The 22723-nt window shown below is 53.9% G+C and carries 19 protein-coding genes; 15 read left to right on the plus strand and 4 right to left on the minus strand.

Features of this window, described 5'->3' with window-relative positions; all coding sequences use genetic code 11:
• The first annotated feature begins 822 nt into the window (after positions 1-822).
• The 5 genes from AP057_RS13995 (at position 823) to parC (ending at position 8003) form a co-directional block, all read left to right on the plus strand.
• Entirely contained in the window at positions 823-1122 is a 300-nt protein-coding gene (locus AP057_RS13995) for a phasin family protein (protein WP_033014101.1), read from the plus strand.
• A 51-nt stretch (positions 1123-1173) separates the two neighbouring features.
• Positions 1174-2850: an AarF/ABC1/UbiB kinase family protein gene (locus tag AP057_RS14000; protein ID WP_049625222.1), complete on the plus strand. Its 1677-nt coding sequence runs from the start codon at positions 1174-1176 to the stop codon at positions 2848-2850.
• 114 nt (positions 2851-2964) lie between these two features.
• A complete protein-coding gene (locus AP057_RS14005; RefSeq protein WP_049625221.1) occupies positions 2965-3384 on the plus strand; it encodes a CoA-binding protein in 420 nt (139 codons plus the stop codon).
• 175 nt (positions 3385-3559) lie between these two features.
• Entirely contained in the window at positions 3560-5497 is a 1938-nt protein-coding gene (gene parE, locus AP057_RS14010) for a DNA topoisomerase IV subunit B (RefSeq protein ID WP_055359014.1), read from the plus strand.
• A 61-nt stretch (positions 5498-5558) separates the two neighbouring features.
• On the plus strand, positions 5559-8003 hold the full coding sequence (parC, locus tag AP057_RS14015; RefSeq protein ID WP_055359015.1) for a DNA topoisomerase IV subunit A: 2445 nt from the start codon (positions 5559-5561) through the stop codon (positions 8001-8003).
• Positions 8004-8203: 200 nt separating this feature from the next.
• On the opposite strand, the gene AP057_RS14020 is transcribed toward parC, so the two are convergent.
• Positions 8204-8923 (minus strand): MerR family transcriptional regulator, encoded by a 720-nt coding sequence (locus AP057_RS14020; protein WP_033014107.1) that lies wholly within the window; start codon positions 8921-8923, stop codon positions 8204-8206.
• 288 nt (positions 8924-9211) lie between these two features.
• On the opposite strand from AP057_RS14020, the gene treP reads away from it, so the two are divergent.
• The 7 genes from treP to AP057_RS14055 all read left to right on the plus strand — a co-directional run bounded on the left by treP (position 9212) and on the right by AP057_RS14055 (position 18325).
• A complete protein-coding gene (gene treP, locus AP057_RS14025) occupies positions 9212-10627 on the plus strand; it encodes a PTS system trehalose-specific EIIBC component (protein WP_055359016.1) in 1416 nt (471 codons plus the stop codon).
• A gap of 163 nt (positions 10628-10790) precedes the next feature.
• Complete coding sequence (treC, locus tag AP057_RS14030) at positions 10791-12482, plus strand: alpha,alpha-phosphotrehalase (RefSeq protein ID WP_047818402.1); 1692 nt, start codon at positions 10791-10793, stop codon at positions 12480-12482.
• A 22-nt stretch (positions 12483-12504) separates the two neighbouring features.
• Positions 12505-13218: a trehalose operon repressor gene (gene treR, locus AP057_RS14035; RefSeq protein ID WP_055359017.1), complete on the plus strand. Its 714-nt coding sequence runs from the start codon at positions 12505-12507 to the stop codon at positions 13216-13218.
• A 184-nt stretch (positions 13219-13402) separates the two neighbouring features.
• The gene (locus tag AP057_RS14040; protein WP_055359018.1) at positions 13403-14815 is read left to right on the plus strand and encodes a Na+/H+ antiporter NhaC family protein; all 1413 of its coding nucleotides are present in this window, start codon (positions 13403-13405) and stop codon (positions 14813-14815) included.
• A 182-nt stretch (positions 14816-14997) separates the two neighbouring features.
• Positions 14998-15441 carry a thioesterase family protein gene (locus tag AP057_RS14045; protein ID WP_033010922.1) on the plus strand — a complete coding sequence of 148 codons (444 nt, stop codon included), beginning with the start codon at positions 14998-15000 and terminating at the stop codon, positions 15439-15441.
• A gap of 122 nt (positions 15442-15563) precedes the next feature.
• Positions 15564-17063 carry an aminotransferase class V-fold PLP-dependent enzyme gene (locus AP057_RS14050; RefSeq protein ID WP_055359019.1) on the plus strand — a complete coding sequence of 500 codons (1500 nt, stop codon included), beginning with the start codon at positions 15564-15566 and terminating at the stop codon, positions 17061-17063.
• A gap of 71 nt (positions 17064-17134) precedes the next feature.
• A complete protein-coding gene (locus tag AP057_RS14055; RefSeq protein WP_053532749.1) occupies positions 17135-18325 on the plus strand; it encodes an acyl-CoA dehydrogenase family protein in 1191 nt (396 codons plus the stop codon).
• A 102-nt stretch (positions 18326-18427) separates the two neighbouring features.
• Here AP057_RS14055 and speE read toward each other — a convergent pair whose 3' ends face one another.
• The 3 genes from speE to nsrR form a co-directional block, all read right to left on the minus strand.
• Positions 18428-19321, minus strand: coding sequence for a polyamine aminopropyltransferase (speE, locus tag AP057_RS14060; RefSeq protein WP_033014118.1), 894 nt, complete (start codon positions 19319-19321; stop codon positions 18428-18430).
• 29 nt (positions 19322-19350) lie between these two features.
• A complete protein-coding gene (locus tag AP057_RS14065; RefSeq protein WP_055359020.1) occupies positions 19351-19560 on the minus strand; it encodes a hypothetical protein in 210 nt (69 codons plus the stop codon).
• Between the two features lie 161 nt (positions 19561-19721).
• Positions 19722-20168 (minus strand): nitric oxide-sensing transcriptional repressor NsrR, encoded by a 447-nt coding sequence (gene nsrR, locus AP057_RS14070; protein WP_033010926.1) that lies wholly within the window; start codon positions 20166-20168, stop codon positions 19722-19724.
• A gap of 172 nt (positions 20169-20340) precedes the next feature.
• Here nsrR and hmpA point away from each other — a divergent pair, with 172 nt between their 5' ends.
• From hmpA to purU, 3 genes are all read left to right on the plus strand, one after another.
• Positions 20341-21576, plus strand: a complete 1236-nt coding sequence (gene hmpA, locus AP057_RS14075; RefSeq protein ID WP_055359021.1) for an NO-inducible flavohemoprotein — start codon at positions 20341-20343, stop codon at positions 21574-21576.
• 79 nt (positions 21577-21655) lie between these two features.
• Positions 21656-21838 (plus strand): hypothetical protein, encoded by a 183-nt coding sequence (locus AP057_RS17170; RefSeq protein ID WP_152968898.1) that lies wholly within the window; start codon positions 21656-21658, stop codon positions 21836-21838.
• On the plus strand, positions 21789-22691 hold the full coding sequence (gene purU / locus AP057_RS14080; protein ID WP_033014125.1) for a formyltetrahydrofolate deformylase: 903 nt from the start codon (positions 21789-21791) through the stop codon (positions 22689-22691). Before AP057_RS17170 ends, purU begins: the two co-directional genes overlap by 50 nt.
• Positions 22692-22723: the final 32 nt, after the last annotated feature.

Here is a 22723-nt window from a genome sequence, read left to right on the forward strand (position 1 = left end):
CCCGGAGACATGGGAGGGTTCGTCCTCATCAGCGACGCGGAGATCCAAAGGGTGCATCGAATACGCTTCCCCCACGGCAGGAAAATATAACCAGCCGTGGCCGCGAAGCGCACCCTAGGTCTGTAAGATATCCACAAAACTGAAAAAGGATGTAAGAGATTTTGTCGAAAAATATTTTTTGGACACCCCTGAGGGGCCGAAAAGCCTTGATAAATCAACATTTCTAGAGGGAGCTTGGCCGGCCTCCGCCTGATGACGAGACCGAACGAGGGAATGTTGGCGCGAAGACGCCCGGAGACATGGGAGGGTTCGTCCTCATCAGCGACGCGGAGATCCAAAGGGTGCATCGAATACGCTTCCCCCACGGCAGGAAAATATAACCAGCCGTGGCCGCGAAGCGCACCCTAGGTCTGTAAGATATCCACAAAACTGAAAAAGGATGTAAGAGATTTTGTCGAAAAATATTTTTTGGACACCCCTGAGGGGCCGAAAAGCCTTGATAAATCAACATTTCTAGAGGGAGCTTGGCCGGCCTCCGCCTGATGACGAGACCGAACGAGGGAATGTTGGCGCGAAGACGCCCGGAGACATGGGAGGGTTCGTCCTCATCAGCGACGCGGAGATCCAAAGGGTGCATCGAATACGCTTCCCCCACGGCAGGAAAATATAACCAGCCGTGGCCGCGAAGCGCACCCTAGGTCTGTAAGATATCCACAAAACTGAAAAAGGATGTAAGAGATTTTGTCGAAAAATATTTTTTGGACACCCCTGAGGGGCCGAAAAGCCTTGATAAATCAACATTTCTAGAGGGAGGAAAACAGGATGAGCATTTTGAAAAAAGGATTGGCGTTCGGGCTTGGGCTTGCGATCGCCAGCAAAGAACAAGCGGAAAAATTGATCGATGAGTTGGTCAAAAAAGGAGAGTTGTCGCTTGATGAATCGAAGGAAGTGATCGATCAATGGAAGCAGCAAACCGAAGCGCGGAAAGCGGAAGTACAGCGGCTTGTACGCGAGCAAATCAAGCAGGTGATCGATAAACTCGACTTGGCGACGAAAGAAGACGTGCGGCAGCTCGAGGAGCGAATCCGCCGTCTTGAAGAAAAGGAACAAAGCGGGCAGTAAACCGATGCGGCCTGTCCGCTCGCTTTTTACCGCCTTAGGAGAGATGTCTCGATGATCGGAAAACGGGTGCGCCATATCGGAAGGTACCACGAAATCGCCGCCTCCTTGCTTCGGCACGGATTCGGGATGATCGTCGATGAGCTCGGCTTTTCGTCGTTTCTTGCGTTGCCGCCGCGATGGAGAGCGGAGCAAGGGAAAAAGGAAGGAAAAACGGTTGGGGAGCGGCTCCGCCTTGTGCTCGAGGAGCTCGGCCCGACGTTCGTGAAGCTCGGGCAAATTGCTAGCACACGGCCGGATTTGATTCCCGCTCCGATCATCAGTGAGCTCGAAAAGCTGCAAGACCAAGTTCCGCCGTTTCCGTTTGCCGATGTCCGCCGGATTGTCGAAGCGGAGTTTGGAAGTTCGCTGGAAACACTCTTTCGTTCATTTGAGGAAATGCCGCTCGCTGCCGCTTCGCTTGGACAAGTGCACCGGGCGGTTCTTCCTTCCGGACAGGCCGTGGCGGTGAAAGTGCAGCGCCCGCACATCGCTGCGCGGGTGGAGACGGATCTGGAAATTTTGCAAGATTTGGCCGTGCTGGCGGAACGCCGTCTCGATTGGGCGGCAACTTACCAATTGTCTGAGATTGTCGATGAACTGGCGCGTTCATTACGGCAGGAGCTGGATTATACAGTCGAGGCGCGCCATGCGGAACGGTTTGCACGGCAGTTTGCCGGCGATTCGTCGGTGTATGTCCCGAAGGTGTTTTGGGATTATACGACGAAAACAGTGCTCACGATGGAATATGTCGAAGGGATCAAACTCGGGGAGATCGAGCGGTTGAAAGCGAACGGCCACTCCTTAAAAACGATCGCCGAGCGTTTGGCTGAAGCAACCTTTCAACAAATGTTTGAGCATGGATTTTTTCATGGCGACCCTCATCCTGGCAATGTATTTGTTCTTGACGATGGAACGCTTTCCTTCATTGACTTTGGCTTGATGGGCCGCCTTCGACCTCATGTCAAACATCATCTTTCTTCACTCATCATCGCCTTAATGCGGCAAAACACGGATGGGGTGTTGGGTGCGATTTACGGTTTAGGAATTGTTCCTGACGGAGTCGATGAAGGAAAATTGCGCGATGATATTGACGAGTTGCGGGAGAAATACTACCGCGTCCCGCTCGGTGAGATCAGTCTTGGGGAAGCCGTCGAGGATTTGCTTTCGGTGGCATTTCGCCATGGCATTCGCATCCCAAGCGATTTGACGCTGTTAGGGAAAGCGCTGTTGACGGTCGAAGGGGTCGTGGAGACGCTTGACCCGCAGTTTCGCATCATGGATGTGGCCGAACCGTTTGGGAGAAAGCTGATGAAAGAGCGTCTTCGGCCTGACCGGGTGGCGGAAACGGTGTGGAAACGGATTTTCGACTACGGTGAATGGCTGCTTCGCTTGCCGGACAGCGTAAAGGAATGGACGAAAATGATGCGGCATGGCAAGCTTCGATTGGAAATCACGGCGCCTGATTTGGAAACGCTGCTAAAGAAGCTCGATCAGATTACGAACCGACTGTCCATTAGCATCGTTCTTCTTTCGTGGAGCATCGTCATGGCTGGCATGATGATCGCTTCATCGTTCGGACGGCAGTCGATGCTGCTATGGAAAATTCCTGCTGTTGAAATCGGATTAGGTGTGTCCGCTTTTCTTTTTGGTTGGCTGCTTTACTCGATTTTTCGTTCGGGAAAGTTTTAGCGTTTGTTGCACAATGTTAAAAAGGGCTAAACCATTTTCTGTCTCATAGAAGGATTTTTCTTTCTCGATCGCGAAACAAGTACTGCAAAACCAAAGAGGGAAGGAGGAAACCCGATGCCCATTGTCAACCCAAGCCGGGAAGAAATCGGCGACATTTTGCGCAAGGCGAAGCGGATTGCCGTTGTCGGCTTGTCCAACAATCCCGAGCGCGAGTCGTATATGGTGGCGAAGGCGATGAAAGACGCCGGATACGAAATCATTCCGGTTAATCCGATGATCGAGGAATGGGAAGGCATTCCAGCGGTCGACAAACTGACGGATATCGAAGGACATGTCGATATCGTCGATGTGTTTCGCCGTTCCGAACATTTACCGGAGCTCGCCCGCGAGTTTGTGCAAATCGATGCGGACGTATTTTGGGCGCAACTTGGCGTCATCAATGAAGAAGCATACGCGTTTTTAAAGGAAAAAGGCTATACGGTGATTATGGATCGCTGCATTAAAGTAGAACACGCGCTCACGAAACGCCCGTAACAGGCAAAGCGCGCCATTGACGAAACGGCCATCTTCTCTAAGATGGTCCTTTCGTTTTTCAGGCGCCGTTGTCCGATTTTGTCAAGCGGTGTCAAAAGACAATGGACAGCTGGTCATTTTATGATACAATAAAACAGAAACAGATGTTCTTGTTTTGGCGGAAAGGGGTGGGCTTGTGGCAAAGCAAGCGATACATGACTATAACGAAGATGCCATTCAAGTGTTAGAAGGGCTTGAGGCGGTGAGGAAGCGGCCGGGGATGTACATCGGCAGCACCGACAGCCGCGGGTTGCATCATCTTGTTTATGAAATCGTCGACAACTCGGTCGATGAAGCGTTGGCCGGATATGGAAATTACATTTTGGTGCAAATACATAAAGACAACAGCATCACCGTCCTTGATGAAGGGCGCGGCATGCCGGTCGGGATGCATAAGCTTGGCAAGCCGACGCCGGAAGTCATTTTGACGGTGCTCCATGCCGGGGGCAAGTTCGGCCAGGGCGGCTATAAAACGAGCGGCGGCCTGCACGGAGTCGGGGCGTCGGTTGTCAACGCCTTATCAGAATGGCTGGTCGTCACGATTCATCGCGACGGCTTCATTTACCGGCAGCGGTTTGAGCATGGAGGCAAACCGGTGACGACGCTAGAGAAAATCGGCACAACGAACAAAACCGGAACCATCATTCAATTTAAGCCGGACCCAACGATTTTCAGCACGACGGTCTTCGATTATGAAACATTGAGTGAACGGCTACGCGAATCGGCGTTTTTGCTGAAAGGGTTGAAAATCGAACTCGTTGACGAACGGACCGGCATGCGGGAGGTGTTCCATTACGAAAACGGGATTGAAGCGTTTGTGGCCTATTTGAATGAGGAGAAAGATGTGCTCCACCCGGTTGTGTATTTTGCTGGCGAGCAAAACGGCATTGAAGTCGAGTTTGCGTTCCAGTTTCATGACGGTTATTCGGAAAACGTGCTGTCGTTTGTCAACAACGTGCGCACAAAAGACGGCGGCACGCATGAGGCGGGTGCGAAAACGGCGATGACGCGCGTTTTTCACGAATACGCCCGCCGTGTCGGTTTGCTCAAGGAAAAAGATAAAAATTTGGAAGGAACCGATATTCGCGAAGGATTGTCCGCGGTCGTTTCGGTGCGCATCCCAGAGCACTTGCTTCAGTTTGAAGGGCAGACGAAAGGAAAGCTCGGAACGAGCGAAGCGCGTTCGGCCGTCGATGCGGTGGTGTCCGAGCAGCTCATGTACTTTCTGCAAGAAAACCCGGACGTAAGCGCGATGCTCATTAAGAAAGCGATCCGGGCCTATCAGGCGCGTGAAGCGGCCCGTAAAGCGCGCGAAGAGGCGAGAAGCGGCAAAAAGCGGAAAGGGAAAGAGGCGCTCTTAAGCGGCAAGCTGACGCCGGCGCAAGGGCGCAATCCGCAAAAAAACGAGCTGTATTTGGTCGAAGGCGATTCGGCGGGCGGTTCGGCGAAACAAGGGCGCGACCGCCGCTTCCAGGCGGTCCTTCCGCTGCGCGGGAAAGTCATCAACACGGAAAAGGCGAAGCTTGGCGATATTTTGAAAAACGAGGAAATCAATACGATCATCCACGCCATCGGCGGCGGCGTCGGCGCTGATTTTTCGCTCGATGATGTCAACTACGACAAAGTGATCATTATGACCGACGCCGACACGGACGGCGCCCATATTCAAGTGCTGCTTTTGACGTTTTTTTACCGCTACATGCGTCCGCTCATTGAAGCGGGAAAAGTGTACATCGCCTTGCCGCCGCTTTATAAAATCAGCAAAAAAAGCGGCAAAAAGGAAGTCATCGAATACGCATGGACGGATGAGCAATTGCGGGAAATCACGAAACGAATGGGCCGCGGCTATACGATTCAGCGCTACAAAGGGCTTGGCGAAATGAACGCCGATCAATTGTGGGAAACGACGATGAATCCGGAAACGCGCACGTTGATCCGCGTGCGCATTGAAGATGCGGCTCGCGCCGAGCGGCGGGTGACGACACTGATGGGCGATAAAGTCGAGCCGCGCCGCAAATGGATTGAAACGCATGTTGCCTTTGGGCTTGAGGAAGAGCCAGGGTGGATCGGCTGATGGCGGTGCGAAAAGACGCCGCCATGATTGCGCCGATGTCTTGTAGGAAAGGAGAGGTATGATGGCAGAGCGATTGTTGGAATTGCCGTTAGAAGACGTGCTTGGCGACCGCTTCGGCCGCTACAGCAAATACATCATCCAAGACCGGGCGCTGCCCGATGCGCGCGACGGGCTGAAGCCCGTGCAGCGCCGCATTTTGTATGCGATGTACATCGATGGCAACACGGCCGATAAACCGTTTCGTAAGGCGGCGAAAACGGTTGGGAACGTGATCGGCAATTTTCATCCGCATGGCGACTCGTCAGTGTACGAAGCGATGGTGCGGATGAGCCAAGAGTGGAAGCTGCGCAACGTGCTGATTGAAATGCATGGCAACAACGGCAGCCTCGACGGCGACCCGCCGGCGGCGATGCGCTACACGGAAGCGCGCTTGTCGGCGATCGCCGCTGAGTTATTGCGCGACATTGACAAGCAAACGGTCGCGTTTGTGCCGAACTTTGACGATACGACGGAGGAGCCGACCGTCTTGCCGGCGATGTTTCCGAACTTGTTGGTGAATGGCTCGACCGGGATTTCGGCCGGCTATGCGACCGACATTCCGCCGCATGCGCTCGGCGAGGTGATCGATGCTGTCCTGATGCGGATTGACCGGCCGGATTGCACGGTTGAGGAGCTGATGACCGTCCTTCCCGGCCCTGATTTTCCGACCGGCGGCATCATCCAGGGGAAAGACGGCATCCGCAAGGCGTATGAGACCGGCCGCGGGAAAATCATCATCCGCGCCAAAGCCGCCATCGAGCAGGCGAGAGGCGGGAAAAAGCAGATTGTCATCACGGAGTTGCCGTATGAAGTGAACAAGGCGAATTTGGTGAAAAAAATTGACGAGCTTCGTTTGGACAAAAAGCTCGACGGCATTGCTGACGTCCGCGATGAAACGGACCGGAACGGGCTGTCGATCGTCATCGAGCTGAAAAAAGACGCCGATGCCGAGGCGATCCTTAACTATTTATACAAAAACACCGATTTGCAAGTGCCATACAGCTTCAACATGGTGGCGATCCATGAACGCCGGCCGAAGCTGATGAGCTTGCCGGAGCTGTTGGATGCCTACATCGCCCACCGGAAGGACGTCGTCACGAACCGTTCGCATTTTGAGCTCAAAAAAGCGAACGAGCGGAAGCATATTGTCGACGGGTTGATCAAAGCGCTCTCGATTTTGGATGAGGTGATCGCGACGATTCGGGCGTCGAGTGACAAGCGCGATGCGAAAGATCGGCTGATGGCGGGCTACGGGTTCACCGAGGCGCAAGCGGAAGCGATCGTGACGCTTCAGCTTTACCGGCTGACAAACACCGATATCGCCGCGCTTCGGCAGGAAGCGGAAGAGCTCGACAAAACGATCGCCGAGCTGAGCGCGGTGTTGGCCGATGAGAACAAGCTGTTGTCGGTCATTAAAAAAGAATTGAAGGCCATGAAAAAGCAATATGCTGACGAGCGGCGAACGGCGATTGAAGAGGAGATCGAAGAGCTGAAAGTGAACGTTGAAGCGCTCATTCCGGCTGAAGATGTGATCGTGACCGTGACAAAGGAAGGATACGTGAAACGAACGAGCTACCGTTCGTACAGCGCATCGAACGGTCAGGACATCGGCATGAAGGAGACCGACCGTCTGCTCGCCCAGCTCGAGATGAATACGACCGATGTGCTCTTGCTGTTCACCCGCCGCGGCTATTATTTGTATTGCCCGGTTCATACGCTGCCGGACATCCGCTGGAAAGAGGTCGGCCAGCATATTTCAAGCTTGATTCCGCTGGAACGCGACGATGAGCTCATCGCCGCTGTCCCTGTTTCCTCGTTTGAGACGGACGAACAGCTCGTCTTCGTCACGAGGCAAGGGATGGTGAAACGGACCGAGCTTTCCCAATACCAAGTGCAGCGCTACACGCGCCCGCTTGTTGCGGTCCATGTGAAAGACGATGATGAGGTCGCCGCCGTCTATGCGACGGACGGCCGCGGCCTCCTTTGGCTGGCGACGCATGATGGCTATGCACTTTTGTTTGCCGAAGAAGAAATCAGCCTGGTCGGCGTGCGCGCTGCCGGGGTGAAAGGGATTCAACTAAAAGAAGGAGACTTTGTCGCCGCCGCCTGCCCGCTTCGCCCTGAAGACCGCGGTTTTCTCGTTGTCGCGACGCAGCGCGGGGCGGTGAAAAAAATGGCGCTAGGCGAGTTTGAGCCATCCTCGCGCGCCAAGCGGGGTGTGCGAATCGTGCGCGAAGTGAAATCAAACCCGCACTGCGTGGCCGGAGCGATTTTGGTCGGCGAGAGCGAGGGGACGGTCGGGCTGCGGACGGAAAAAGGGGCGACGGAGATGGTGGAGACTGCGTCGCTTCGCTTGTCGGACCGCTACGCCACCGGCTCGTTTGTCATCGATACGGATGAAGCGGGAGCAGTGGTGGACGTCTGGAAAGAACCGGCGAAGGGGATTGGCAAAGGAGAAGAAGGATGAGGGCGGACCGTTCGGATGTGCCTGCCGGTCGGCGCGCGTTGTTTGAGGGCGGAAAACCGCGGGCGAAAGCCCCGCGCTTTCAAACCAGCGTTTGTTTGCCGCCAAGCCCATGTTGGAGATTGATCAACAAAATAGGGAACGAAAAAGGGCGCTCCTTTTCATGGAGCCCCTTTTTCGATTGCGGCCTTTCCATTCGGGAATTACCAAAACTTCCACCATTTGTTCGTCCGGGAGCGGCCGGCGTTGGTGTTGGCTGCTGTTTGCCGAAAGGAAAGCACCAGTTCCCGGAAAGCTTTTTCCCGCTCGATAATGCGCTGTTCGAGCTGTTTTCGCTCCTGTTCTTGCCTCGCTTTTTCTTCGTGGCAAAAGGCGACGACCGTTTCCAAATGTTCGTGCAGCTGCTCGGTTTTTTGCTGCCACGCTTCTTGGTAGTCTTGAAGGGAGCGGCGCACGGTTTCCGCCGCAGCGCTCGTCTGCTCGCCGAGGTGGTCGAGTTGCCCTTTGACCTCCCTCATCGCCTGTTGGATGGTGTCGGCTGCCTCGCGCTTGACGGCGTCGACGAGCTCGTCTTTTACGCGGGCGACGAGCTGTTCTGCTATGTACGGGGCCCCATGGCGCAACAAACGGGGCACGTCAATAATTTCCCCTTCCATCACATCGGGTTCCACCGGAGCAGGTGGATCGGCGGGCCGCCCGTTCATCTGGGTGATGAGATCCGCGATTTCGCGCGGATGGCGGCCTTCCTCGAGCAACATACGGATTTGACGAAATCGATGGATCAGCTCGTCGGTATAAATGCGCGCCCCTTGGCTGGTGCGGGGAACGGTGATCCATTGAGTGAATTGCTTTTCCCACTGTTTCAAGTCGCGGGCGGTCGTCCCGATTTTTTTCGCTGCTTCGCGGAGTGTATAGGTTTTCATCGCATTTCCTCATCCTTTCTCGTCTTTTGGCATTGATTTGCGTTATGTTTTATTTTCCTACTCGGTCGTTGATTTTCCTGCCGCTTGACAAAACATAACAAAAGAAGTGAAAGTTAGAAAACAAATATACAATTCTTGTCGAAATTGCTCGTTTTTGATCCAAAAACCGTTGACGAACTTGTATATACAGGATAGAATAAAGTCAGGTTGTATATACAAGTTTTTTGTAACCGATTGCTGACAGCGATTCAACACAATCGGGGGTTGAAAGAAAGGGAGGAATTTCGTATGGGGGCTTATACAAAGGAAGCTGCGCAAATTGTTGAAGCCATCGGCGGCAAGGAGAACATCGTTGCCGCCACGCATTGTGTGACCCGGCTTCGGTTTGCGCTTAAGGACGAAGGAAAAGTCGATAAAGAGGCGCTCGAGCGCATCGATGTCGTCAAAGGTTCGTTTTCGGCCAATGGCCAGTTCCAAGTTGTCATCGGCCAAGGACTTGTCGACAAGGTGTACAACGACCTTGTCGAGCTGACGGGCATCGGCCGGGCGACAAAGCAGGACATTAAAGATGCGGCCGAAGCGAAGCTCAATCCGCTGCAGCGCGCCATTAAGACGCTGGCTGACATTTTCATCCCGATTTTGCCGGCGATCGTCACGGCCGGTTTGTTGATGGGGATTAACAACGTCCTTACCGGACCAGGCATTTTCTACGAAGGCAAGTCGTTTGTCGACGTGCACCAAGAATGGGCCGATTTGGCGAACATGATCAACTTGATCGCCAATACGGCATTCGTCTTTCTGCCGGGCTTGATCGGTTGGTCGGCAGTGACGAAATTTGGCGGCAGCCCGCTCTTGGGGATTGTCCTTGGCTTGATGCTCGTCCACCCGGATTTGCTGAACGCTTGGGGTTGGGGAGCGGCCAAACAGGAAGGAAAAATTCCGGTTTGGGATTTGTTTGGCCTTGAGGTGCAAAAAGTCGGCTATCAAGGACAAGTGCTGCCGGTGTTGGTTGCTTCGTACGTGTTGGCGAAAATTGAACGGTTTTTGCGCAAGCGCATTCCAGATGCATTCCAGCTGTTGCTTGTCGCTCCGCTTGCGCTGCTTGTGACAGGATTTTTGGCGTTCATTGCCATCGGGCCAGTCACGTTTGCGATCGGAAACGCGATTACGAATTTGTTTGTCGCGATTTTTGACAACGTTCCGGCCATTGGCGGCTTGTTGTACGGAGCGCTCTATGCGCCGCTTGTCGTCACTGGGATGCACCATACGTTCTTGCCGGTTGACTTGCAGCTGATCGCCAGCACAGGCGGCACGTTCCTATGGCCGATTTTGGTCATGTCGAACATCGCCCAGGGCTCTGCGGCATTAGCGATGATGTTCGTCGCCAAAGACGAAAAGCTGCGCGGTTTGTCGTTTACGTCGGCTGTTTCCGCGTATTTAGGCATCACGGAACCGGCGATGTTCGGGGTCAACTTGCGCTTTCGTTTCCCGTTTATCGCAGCGATGACCGGAGCGGCGATTGCCGGCATGTTTATTACGATCAATAAGGTGATCGCACCATCGATCGGCGTCGGCGGCCTGCCGGGATTTTTGTCGATCGTGCCGCAAAAGTGGACGCCGTTCTTTATCGGAATGGCGATTGCCATTGCCGTGCCGTTCGTGCTCACCTTTCTGTTCGGCAAAGTGCGCAAAGCTGCCCATTGACCGATCGATTTACTGAGACAAAAAAACAATGTGCTAAATCATCAATCAGACATATACCATTGGAAGCCAACGCCAATGGTATGTTTTTCATCCTCCATCTTTTTCTATCTTTTTCGCGCCGCGATTAACGGATTGTGTAAGCGAATGGACGAGGTGAATCAACATGTCGACAACTCCATGGTGGAAAAAAGCAGTGGTGTATCAAATTTATCCGAAAAGCTTCCGGGATACGAACGGAGATGGCATCGGCGATTTACCCGGAATCATCGAAAAGCTCGATTATTTGAAAGAACTTGGCGTTGACGTGATTTGGCTGACGCCGATTTATGCGTCGCCGCAGCGCGACAACGGCTATGACATCAGCGATTATTTCGCCATCCATCATGCATACGGGACGATGGCTGACTTTGACCGCCTGCTCGATGAGGTGCATGCGCGCGGGATGAAGCTCGTCATGGATATGGTCGTCAACCACACGTCAACCGACCATGAATGGTTCAAACAGGCGAGCGCATCGAAAACGAACCCGTACCGCCAGTTTTACATTTGGCGCGATCCGAAGCCGGACGGCAGCGCCCCGAACAACTGGCAGTCGAAATTCGGCGGTTCGGCGTGGGAGTATGATGAACAAACCGGACAATATTATTTGCATTTGTTCGATGTGACGCAAGCCGATTTGAATTGGGAAAACGAAGAGCTGCGCCGCCGTATTTATGACATGATGCATTTTTGGCTGAAAAAAGGCGTGGATGGCTTCCGGTTGGATGTCATCAATTTGCTGTCCAAAGACCAGCGCTTTCCGGACGATGACGGATCGATTCCACCGGGGGATGGGCGCCGCTTTTATACGGACGGGCCGCGCATCCACGAATTTTTGCAAGAAATGAACCGCGAAGTATTCTCGAAATACGATGTGATGACCGTTGGGGAAATGTCGTCGACAACGATCGACCACTGCATCCGTTACACAAACCCGGAAAACCGGGAGCTCAATATGACGTTTAACTTCCATCACTTGAAAGTCGATTATCCGAATGGGGAAAAATGGGCCGTCGCTCCGTTTGATTTTCTCGCGTTAAAACGCATTTTGTCGGAGTGGCAAGTGCGAATGCACGAAGGCGGGGGATGGAATGCGCTCTTTTGGTGCAACCATGATCAACCGCGCATCGTCTCGCGCTACGGCGATGACGGGACGTATTGGAAAGAGTCGGCGAAAATGCTAGCGACGGCCATCCATCTGATGCAAGGGACGCCATACATTTACCAAGGCGAAGAAATCGGCATGACGGATCCGAAATTCACCGATATCCGCGATTACCGCGACGTCGAGTCGCTCAATATGTACCGGATTTTGCTTGAACAAGGCAAAAGTGAGCAAGAGGTGTTGGACATTTTGCAGCGGAAGTCGCGCGACAATTCGCGCACACCGATGCAATGGGATGACAGCGCTCATGCCGGCTTCACATCTGGGACGCCGTGGATTCGCGTCGCGGACAATTACCGGCGCATTAATGTGAAACAGGCGCTTGCCGATCCCGATTCAATTTTTTACCATTATAAGCGGTTAATTTCCCTGCGCAAGCAATACGACATCATCACAACCGGGCGCTACGAACTGCTTTTGGAGGACGATCCGCACATTTTCGCTTACATGCGCCATGGGGAGAAGGAGAAGCTGCTTGTCGTCAACAACTTTTATCCGGTCAAAACGACGTTCGTGCTGCCAAAAGAAGCGGAAATGGACGGTTGGAAGGGAGAGCGGCTGCTGTCCAACTATCCGGATTCACCGGACGATTTTCGCCGCATCGACCTGCGTCCGTACGAATCAGTCGTTTATCTTTTGCTCCGTCCGTGATACAATACAGACGGTGATGATCATGCATGAAAACAAATATTTAGCCATTTATCATGATCTCGTTTCCCGCATCCGCCGCGGGGAGTGGCGGGCGTACGACAAACTGCCGTCGGAAAACGAACTCGCCGTCCGCTACGGGACATCGCGCGAGACGATTCGCAAAGCGCTCAATTTGTTGTCTGAACACGGCTATATCCAAAAGATGAAAGGCAAAGGGTCGATCGTCCTTGATGTTGGCAAGTACGATTTCCCGGTGTCGGGGCTCGTCAGCTTTAAAGAGCTGGCGCAGACGATGAAGCAACCGGTGCGGACGATCGTCCATGAGTTCGCCCTCATAAAGCCGGACAGCGAGCTTAAGCAGCAGTTGCGCGCCTCAAGCAAAGACGACGTCTGGAAAGTGGTGCGCGTCCGCGAAATCGGCGGGGAGCGGATCATTTTAGATAAAGATTTTTTCTTAAAAAAGTACGTTCCATCCTTGACGAAAGACATTTGCGAGAATTCGATTTACGAGTATTTGGAAACCAAGTTGCATTTGCCGATCAGCTTTGCGAAAAAGGAAATGTCGGTCGACGAAGCAACGGAAGAAGATCGTCGTTGTTTGGATTTGCATGGCGATGACCGCGTCGTTGTCGTGAGAAACTATGTGTATTTAAGCGACGCGACGTTGTTTCAATACACTGAATCGCGGCATCGGCTCGATAAGTTCCGGTTTGTCGACTTTGCTCGCCGGAAATGACGGCGGCGGCCTGGGCCGCGAATCGAATCGCATGGCGCTGCGCCTTTGGGCCGCGGCGTTTTTTTTATGGCGTCCGATGGTCATTTAATAAACAAAACTATGTTCTAAATAATCAACAAAATCATAAACAAACAGCATTATGGCTATCCTTGTTAACAGCAAGATCGCAAAGGGGGATGCCGGTGTGGAAGGAACATGGTGGTCGCTATTGCCTTTTCTTTTGATCATTCCGCTCGCCATTTGGCTGAAAGAAATTTTGCCCGGTCTTATAGCCGGGCTGCTTGTCGGGGCGTTTTGCCTTGAGCGGTCGCTTGTTGGCGGCATCGAGCGGTCGCTGTCCGCCATTGTTCATTCGCTCAGCGATGTTGAACACATGAAGGTGGCGGCGTTTTTGTACTTGTTCGGCTCGCTTGTCGGTATGATGCAAATCACCGGTGGGATCAAAGGGTTTGTCGAGAAGCTGTCTGGGCGCATCCGCACGAAGCGCAGGCTTTTGTTGTTCGTTTGGTTGACGGTGCCGGTGACGTTTTTTATGCCGATGTTCCGCATTATGCTCCTCGGTCCGGTGATGAAGGCGGTGCTTCGCCAGTTTCGCATCGACCGGCGCCGGATGGCGTACATCATCGATGTGTCCACTGAACCGATCATCGTGCTTCTGCCGGCGGCAACGGCGTTTGTCGGCTTTATGACGTCTGTTGTAGCGGCGGCGCTGGCGCAAAACGATATTCATGAACCGGCGTATGGCGTTTTTTTGCGCAGCTTGCCGTACAATCTATTTGCCATTATCGCGCTGATAATCGGGCTGCTGACGACGATGCTGAACATCCGCATCGGCAAGCCGCGGGCGAAAAAAGGAGAGGAGAAAACAAACGAATTGCACGGCCTCGGGCTGCGCAAAGAATTGTCCCTTGTCACAGGAGAGCCGCTTCACCTTTTTGTCCCGCTGGCGTTGCTGCTCGGGCTGACGTTCGCTTTTTTTGCCTATGATGGTCGGCGGCGCGGGGCGCACGGCTGGCTAGAAGCGTTTTCGCAAGCGGATGCAACATGGGCGATGCTGTTGGCGCTGTTTGTGACCCTTCTTCTCTCGATGGGGTTTTATGTATGGCGCAGGCAGTCGCTGTCGGAGTTGATTTACCACTTTTTCGCGGGGGGCAACGAGTTGATGGCGCCGATCGGCATGCTCGTTCTCGTTTGGGCCGTCTCCGCGGTGGCGGGGGAGCTCGGCTTTACCGCTTACGTGGCTTCGACGTTTGGGACATGGCTTCCCGGGACGTTTGTGCCCGCGGCAGTGTTTTTGGCCGGATCGTTTTTGGCGTATTTTATTGGGTCCTCGTGGGGGACATGGGGCATTTTCATGCCGCTTGGCGTCACGCTCGCGCACGCGACTGGAGCGCCGCTTGAGATGACGGTCGGCGCGGTGTTTGCGAGCGGAACGTTCGGCGCGTTTGCCTCGCCGCTTGGCGATACGACCATCACGACAGCCGCCATCATGGATATGGACTTGATGAACTATGCGAAATACAAACTGCGCATTTCCTTGATTGGCGCCGGGCTGTCGCTTGCCGGGTACGTGCTGCTTCCGCTTTGGGCCGGGTGAGGAGAAGCGAACGCTTCGCTCTCCCCGCTCATTACCTCTATCTAAACTATGTTCTAAATCATCAAATATCAAAAACAAAACAGTTGCATCCATAAGCGAATCAAGCTATGATAAAAACAACATACTGACTAGTTGGTAGACACACTGCTGTGTCTGCCGTCAAAAAGGGAGAGGGAACACGAATGAAAACGCACACGATTACGGTCAATCCGCGTTTTTGTGAAACAGACGCGCTCGGACATTTAAGCAACATCAGCTATTTTATTTATTTGGAAGAAGCGCGCACCCGTTTGTTCGATGAGCTGAGCTACGGCGGACGGACGGACGAATGGCACTTTATTTTGGCGTCTACGAAGTGCGACTTTATTCGCCAAGCGTTTTTCGGGCGGCGGTTGCGGGTGGAAACGAATGTCTCCCGCATTGGCAACAAAAGCTTTCAATGCATCCATCGCATCGTCGAGGAGGAAACAGGTACGCTCATTGCCCTCGGAGAGGCGGTCGTCGTCCATTTTAACTTCCATACCCAAACAAGCGAACCGCTCCCGGACGAGCTGCGGGCGCGGCTGGCGGAGTACCTTGTTTCCACTGAACAAGCCGCGCCGTGCAACCCGCCCAAAAATGTATAATCCTCTTTAGATTGTTTGAACGATCCGCCCACCCGGCGGATTGTTGTTTTTTCTGGACCAATCGTCAAAAGGATACATACTCTGTATTGAGAATAGGCTGATTGCGGAAAGGGGGAGCAGTGATGATGATTCGGGCGACGATTGGCCATGCGACGTATACATGCCGCGGTGAGCTCGAGACGTATTTTCAGCCGTTTCGCGACGGAACGATCGGCCGCTTTCATCCGTTTTCCACCCCGTTTGGCGAGCAGCGGCTTCTTTACGCCGACTGGACGGCAAGCGGACGGCTGTATCGCCCGATTGAGGAGAAAATGGCCCGTGAACTCGGCCCGTTCGTCGGCAACACCCATACTGAGTCGAACGTGACCGGGACGAAAATGACGCTTGCGTATCGCTATGCGAAAGAACTCATCAAACAACACGTCCATGCCAAAAAAAGCGATGTTTTGATCATGCAAGGGGCGGGGACAACCGGGGCTGTCAACAAGCTGCAGCGCCTGCTTGGCTTGCGCGTGCCGGAGCGGTGGAAACGGCGCTTGGTGCTGGCGGATGACGAGCGCCCGGTCGTGTTCGTCACCCATATGGAACACCACTCGAATCTGCTGCCGTGGGCGGAAACGATCGCTGAAGTCGTGACGATTCGGCCGACCCAAAACGGGGATGTCGATCTTGACCATTTGCGGGAGCTGCTCGAGCGCTACCGCGATCGGCCGCAAAAGATCGGCGCATTCACCGCCTGCTCGAACGTAACTGGGATCGAAACGCCGTATCATGCCTTGGCGAAACTGATGCATGAATATGGCGGGCTTTGCTTCGTCGACTTTGCCGCTTCCGCTCCGTATGTGCGCATCGATATGCACCCGGATGACCCGATGGAACAGCTAGATGCCATTTATTTTTCGCCGCACAAATTTCTTGGCGGACCGGGAAGCGCAGGAGTGCTTCTCTTTGACAGCCGGCTGTATGACCAAAAGGCGCCTGACCATCCAGGAGGCGGAACGGTGTATTGGACCGACCCGTGGGGGCATTACGAATACGTAGAGGCAATCGAAGAGCGGGAAGACGGGGGAACGCCGCCGTTTTGGCAAACGATCAAAGCAGCGCTCGCCATCCAGCTGAAAGAGCAAATGAACATAAAACGAATGCGCGCCCGCGAACAGGAGCTCGTATCGCTCCTATTGCCGGCGTTAAAAGACATTCCCGGCGTCCGGGTGCTGGAAGGGCATCGGGATGACCGGCTTGGCATCATTTCGTTTGTCATCGACGGGCTGCACTACAACATCATCGTCAAGTTGCTCAACGATCGTTTCGGCATTCAAGCGCGCGGCGGCTGTTCATGCGCCGGGCCGTACGGCCATTATTTGCTTGGCATCGATCAAGAGCAGTCCGCCGCCTTGCTCAACGAAGTCAAAAGCGGCAACTTGTTGGCAAAACCGGGCTGGGTGCGCGTGTCGCTTCATCCGACGATGACGAATGAAGAAGTGTATACGATCCTTCATGCCGTCCGCCAAATCGCCCGCCATGGCGCCCGCTGGCAAGAGGAGTATGTATACGATGCGGCGAAAAACGAGTTTGTCCATCGCCACGATGACCGATATGTCCGCCATTTCTTTCTGTTGTAATGCATTTTCATTTCCTCATCAATGCAAAACCGGTACAATAGAGGCATCCTGGAAAAAAGAAGGGGAGAACGATGAACGAATTGTACCATCTGCTTGTGCGGACCGAACGGGAAGAAGAGCTTCACCGCCGGGCATGGCGCCTCGCTGAACAGTTTGCCGCCCGCGCGGCGCATTATGATGAGCGGGCCGAGTTTCCGTTTGCCAACTTCGCTCTGTTAAAAGAAGCCGGATTTCTGTCGTTGACCGTCCCGGCCGAATACGGAGGCGGCGGGGCCTCGCTGTACGAGCTCGTGCTCGTGCAAGAGACGCTGGCCCAAGGCGACGGCGCCACCGCCTTGTCACTCGGTTGGCATTTAAGCATTGTCATGCGCCTGTATTTGCTGCGCCGCTGGCCGGAAGCGGTGCTCATCCGCCTGGCCAGCGAGATCACGGAACGCCATGTGTTGATAAACAGCGCCCATTCTGAACGGGCAACCGGCAGCCCGGCGCGCGGCGGTAAACCGGAAACGACGGCCGTCTTTCGCCATGGCCGCTGGGTGCTTCGGGGGCGAAAGACATTTGCATCGTTAGCCCCTGCGCTCGATTACGTATTGATTTCCGCCACGATGGAAGATGGTCGGGTCGGTGAATTTCTCGTGCCGATGTCTGCTTCAGGCATCCGCATCGAGCCGACGTGGAACACGCTTGGCATGCGGGCGACGCGCAGCGATGATCTTGTTCTTGAAGAAGTCGAAGTCGACCAAGAGGCGCTCGTAGAGACGCTTGGAGAAGCGAACGAAGCCACTCCGGCACAAGGATGGCTTTTGCATGTTCCGGCATGCTACTTAGGGATCGCCATCGCCGCCCGCAATGAGGCGCTCCGCTTTGCCCAAACGTACCAACCGAACACGTTGTCGCAACCGATCGCCTCGACGCCGGAGGTGCAGCGGAAAATCGCCGAGATGGAGTGGCGCCTCGTTCACGCCCGTCATTTTCTGTATAGCATCGCCGATTTATGGGATCGATACCCTGACAAACGTCATGAAATGAAAGAGGAACTGGCAACCGCCAAGTTCATTGCGACGAATACCGCGCTCGAGGTTGTCGATTGGGCGATGCGCATCGTCGGGGGACAAAGTTTGTATGCTGATAGTCCGCTTGGGCGCTATTACCGCGACGTGCGCGCCGGACTCCATAACCCGCCGGCTGACGACTTGACGATCGCGTGGCTTGCCAAGCGGGCGCTTGCCGGCAGTCGAACGCGCGCAAAAGATGACGCCTAAGCAGCCAACCAATGCAGGTTGACTGAAGAACATTCAACGTGTGTTTTCCAGACAAATCGAAACCGCTGTCCCTAAATGCGAGGGACAGCGGTTTTTTAACGGTCATTTTCCCGTGTTTTCGTTCTCTGCCTCCAGCGCAGCGCGCAAAAAGGAAGGCAACGCGAAGCATTGGCGGAATACAGCGTCATTGACGTATTTTGTATCTTCGGGAATCGCTGTTTGCTTCGGCAGCTCAAGCGGCCGTTTCGAGCCGATTGTAAAGCTCCACAATCCGCCCGGGTACGTCGGCACAACCGCCGTGTACACGAGCACATGCGGGAACAATTCGCGAATGTTGCGGTATGTCCGCTTCAAAATATCGAGATGGAAAATGGGCGACTGGCTTTGGCACACCATGAGCCCGTCCTCTTTTAATGCCCGGTGCACGTTGGCATAAAACTCCGGTGAAAACAGCGCCTCAGCCGGGCCGACCGGGTCGGAGGAGTCGATCATGATGACGTCGTACTCGCGTTCCTTTCCGCGCACAAAGGCGACACCGTCGCCATAAATGAAGTGGACGCGCGGGTCGGACAAATTGCCGGAGACGGCCGGCAAATGTTCTTTGCACGCCCGGACGACCTTCTCATCAATTTCCACCATCTCGATCGCCTCGAGGCGGGCATACTTAGCCGTTTCTCTGGCTGCCCCGCAGTCTCCCCCGCCGATGATCAGCGCCCGTTTGGCTTCCGGATGAAACTGAAGCGGCACGTGCGAAATCATCTCATTATAAATATGGCCGTCAATCGAGGTCGTTTGCACGACGCCGTCCAGTACGAGCATGCGGCCAAAATCATACGAATCCAAAATCATGACATGCTGATACTCGGATGGCTCGGCAAAGATCACCTCTTTGATCCGGTAGCTAATTTTCAAATTGTCGCGGTCATCTTCGGTGAGCCAAAGCTCTCCGTTGTCCATATGCAAGTAAGGGGGTAAAGCGCTTCCTTCGTGTTTCATTGTGACCTCCTTTAGTCATGCAGATGTTTTCACACCTTTCTAATCTTAATATATTCTTCGTCTTGTGGCAAACAAAGGGGATGTGATCGGCCGGTGCCGGACGTGTTCATCCCGCCGCCCATGTTCGACGACTGGTTGCGTTTTTCCGACCGCTCCTCGTCTTGGCCGCCGCAGCCGGCACAAAGGCTGACCGCTAACGCGCAAATGGCGGCAAGCGGCATCATCCATCGTTTTCGCATCTTTTCCTCCTCCTTTCGTTTCCATCATAAACTGAGACAGCGGGCGACGACCACGACATCGTATGATTCCATCGTTCCGTCTCCCTTCATGCGGCGATGCTTGCTTATAGTATGCCTGTTCGGCAAAAAATAACACTCCCCGGCACCCGGCCGGAGAGTGTCTATCGATCACGCCGCTCCCCAAGCAAAGCACGAAGCGACGTACGGTTTTCAAGCAAATCAGCGAGCGTATACGCATCGAGCACACGCAAAAACGCTTCTAACGCCTCGCGAAGCGCAAAACGGAGCCGGCATGAAGGCGTCAGCACGCATTCATTACCGTGAGCGGCGAAGCACTCCACAAGCGACAAATTGTCTTCCGTCTCGCGAACGACCGCACCGATGACAATCTCCTCCGGCCGTTTCGCCAGGCGAATCCCGCCGTTGCGTCCGCGGATCGTTTCGATGTAGCCAAGCTTGCCGAGCTCATGGACGATTTTGCTTAAATGATGCTCAGAGAGGGAAAACGCAGTGGAAATTTCTTTGATATTTGTTTTTTCGCCTTCATCGAGCGTTCCTAAAAACAGCAGCACACGCAACGCATATTCTGTATAGTTCGTCAGCTGCATGGTCATCCACAACCTTTAGACAAGATGGTTGCTTCCATTGTATCACACCTGTCTGTGCGAGGGAATTGTGAACAATTTATTAAAGATGTATTTGAAACGTTGCTTTTTCACTATGCGTATGATTGAATAAAACATGTATTTAAAATACATGTTTTATGAGAGGAGATGAAACATGGCTATGACAACGGCTTTGCACCCAAAAACGATTGAGATCGTCAAATCGACCGTACCGATGTTGGAGCAGCACGGCGAACAGATTACCAAACGGTTTTACCAATTGATGTTTTCGAACCATCCAGAATTGTTGAATATTTTCAACCATGCCAACCAAAAACAAGGGCGGCAGCAACGCGCCTTGGCGGCAGCCGTGTACGCGGCAGCGCGCTATATCGATCAATTGGACGCCATTTTGCCGGTCGTGCGGCAAATCGGCCATAAACACCGGAGTTTAGGCGTTAAACCGGAACAATACCCGATTGTCGGAAGGCACTTGCTGCTAGCGATCAAAGACGTGCTCGGCGACGCTGCCACTGATGACGTGATAACGGCTTGGGCGGCAGCGTATGAAGCCATTGCCGCTGTTTTCATTCAAGTCGAGAAGGAGCTCTACGATGAAGCTGCGGCCAAGCACGGCGGCTGGCGCGGTTTCCGCCGCTTTGTCGTCACAAAAAAGGTGAAGGAAAGCGACGTCATCACGTCGTTTTATTTCGAGCCGGAAGACGGCGACGCCATCAGCGACTATTTACCAGGTCAATACGTGAGCGTAAAACTGGACATCCCTGGTGAAACGTATACGCACATTCGCCAATACAGCTTATCGGACGCCCCCGGCAAAGGGTATTACCGCATCAGTGTCAAACGGGAAGCAGCAACAGCGGAAAAACCAGCCGGCATCGTGTCGAACTATTTGCATGACCACATTCACGAAGGCGATGTCGTCGAGTTAAGCGCTCCAGCCGGCGACTTTACGCTCGACTTGACACACGAAACGCCGGTTGTGCTGATCAGCGGCGGCGTTGGGGTCACTCCGCTTTTAAGCATGGCGAATACATTGGCCATCCGTCAGCCGAATCGTCCGGTGACGTTTCTTCAAGCTGCCCTAAACGGCCGCGTGCAAGCCTTTGACGAAGAGTTGCGGGCATTGGCCAAACGCCCGTCGTTTGCCTACCATCTCTGTTACGAATCGCCGTCTGAAGACGACCGCCGTCATCCGCATTTCGGCAAAGAAGGACGGATCGATCTTACTTGGATGAAAACGGTCATTCCGACTCGCGACGCTGACTTTTATTTCTGCGGCCCGGTGCCATTTATGAAAACGGTCTACCGCGCCTTAGCAGAGTGGGGCGTGCCGGAAGAACGCATCCATTACGAATTTTTCGGCCCGGCCGGCGATTTGACGAAAGACTGATCACGGGCAGACCAAAGGGTGTCTCCTACATAACGAGACACCCTTTGATCTGCCATTTTACTCGAGGGGAGATGTTCTTTTGAATATCGCCCCTTCCGCCGCAGGGGCAAAGGCGGCTTTTCTTGCAAAAAAGATGGACCGTGCAGTTGGCAAGCGGATGATTTTTTTGTATGATGAAAACCAAACGACGGAAAGAAAAGGGAGAGAACAACATGACGACATTTCGCCAACATCGCTGGCAATCATTTTTGCAAGGCTATGAAGATCGCGCCCGCCTGCTCATTTCCTGTCCGGATCGTCCAGGTATTGTCGCCGCGGTCACGTCCTTCTTGTATGAGCAAGGCGCCAATATCGTCGAATCGAGCCAATACTCGACCGATCCGAAAGGGGGTACGTTCTTCCTCCGTTTGGAGTTTGACTGCCCGAACATCACGGAACGAAAAGACCAGATCGAAGCGGCCTTTGCCCCGATCGCCGCTGAATTTCAGATGCGTTGGCAGCTTCGGCTGCACAACGACATTCGGCGAATCGCGATTTTTGTCTCCAAAGCTGAGCATTGTCTGCTTGAACTTCTTTGGCAATGGCAGGCGGGAGAGCTGATCGCCGACATCGCCCTTGTCATCAGCAACCACCCCGACTTGCGCGAGACGGTCGAGTCATTTGGCATCCCTTATGTGCATATTCCGGTGACGAAAGAAACGAAAGCGGACGCCGAAGCCGAACAAATCCGTCTGCTTCGCGACTATCAGATCGACACGATCGTGCTTGCCCGCTACATGCAAATTTTGTCGCCGGCGTTTGTCGCTGAATTCCCGGGACGGATCATCAACATCCACCACTCATTTTTGCCCGCCTTTATTGGCGCGCGTCCGTATGAGCGGGCGTATGAGCGCGGCGTCAAATTGATCGGCGCCACATCGCACTACGTCACCGACGATTTGGATGAAGGGCCGATCATCGAGCAAGACGTCGCCCGCGTGGACCACCGCCACCATCCCGACGATTTAAAGCGGATCGGCCGCCTGATCGAAAAAACGGTGCTCGCCCGGGCGCTCAAATGGCATTTGGAAGACCGGGTCATCATCCACGGAAACAAAACGATCGTGTTTTATTGAACCCAAGCGGGAGAGGATTTTTCCTTTCCCGC

Origin of the sequence: Geobacillus sp. Sah69 (assembly GCF_001414205.1) — a bacterium.
Taxonomy (GTDB): Bacteria; Bacillota; Bacilli; order Bacillales; family Anoxybacillaceae; genus Geobacillus; species Geobacillus stearothermophilus.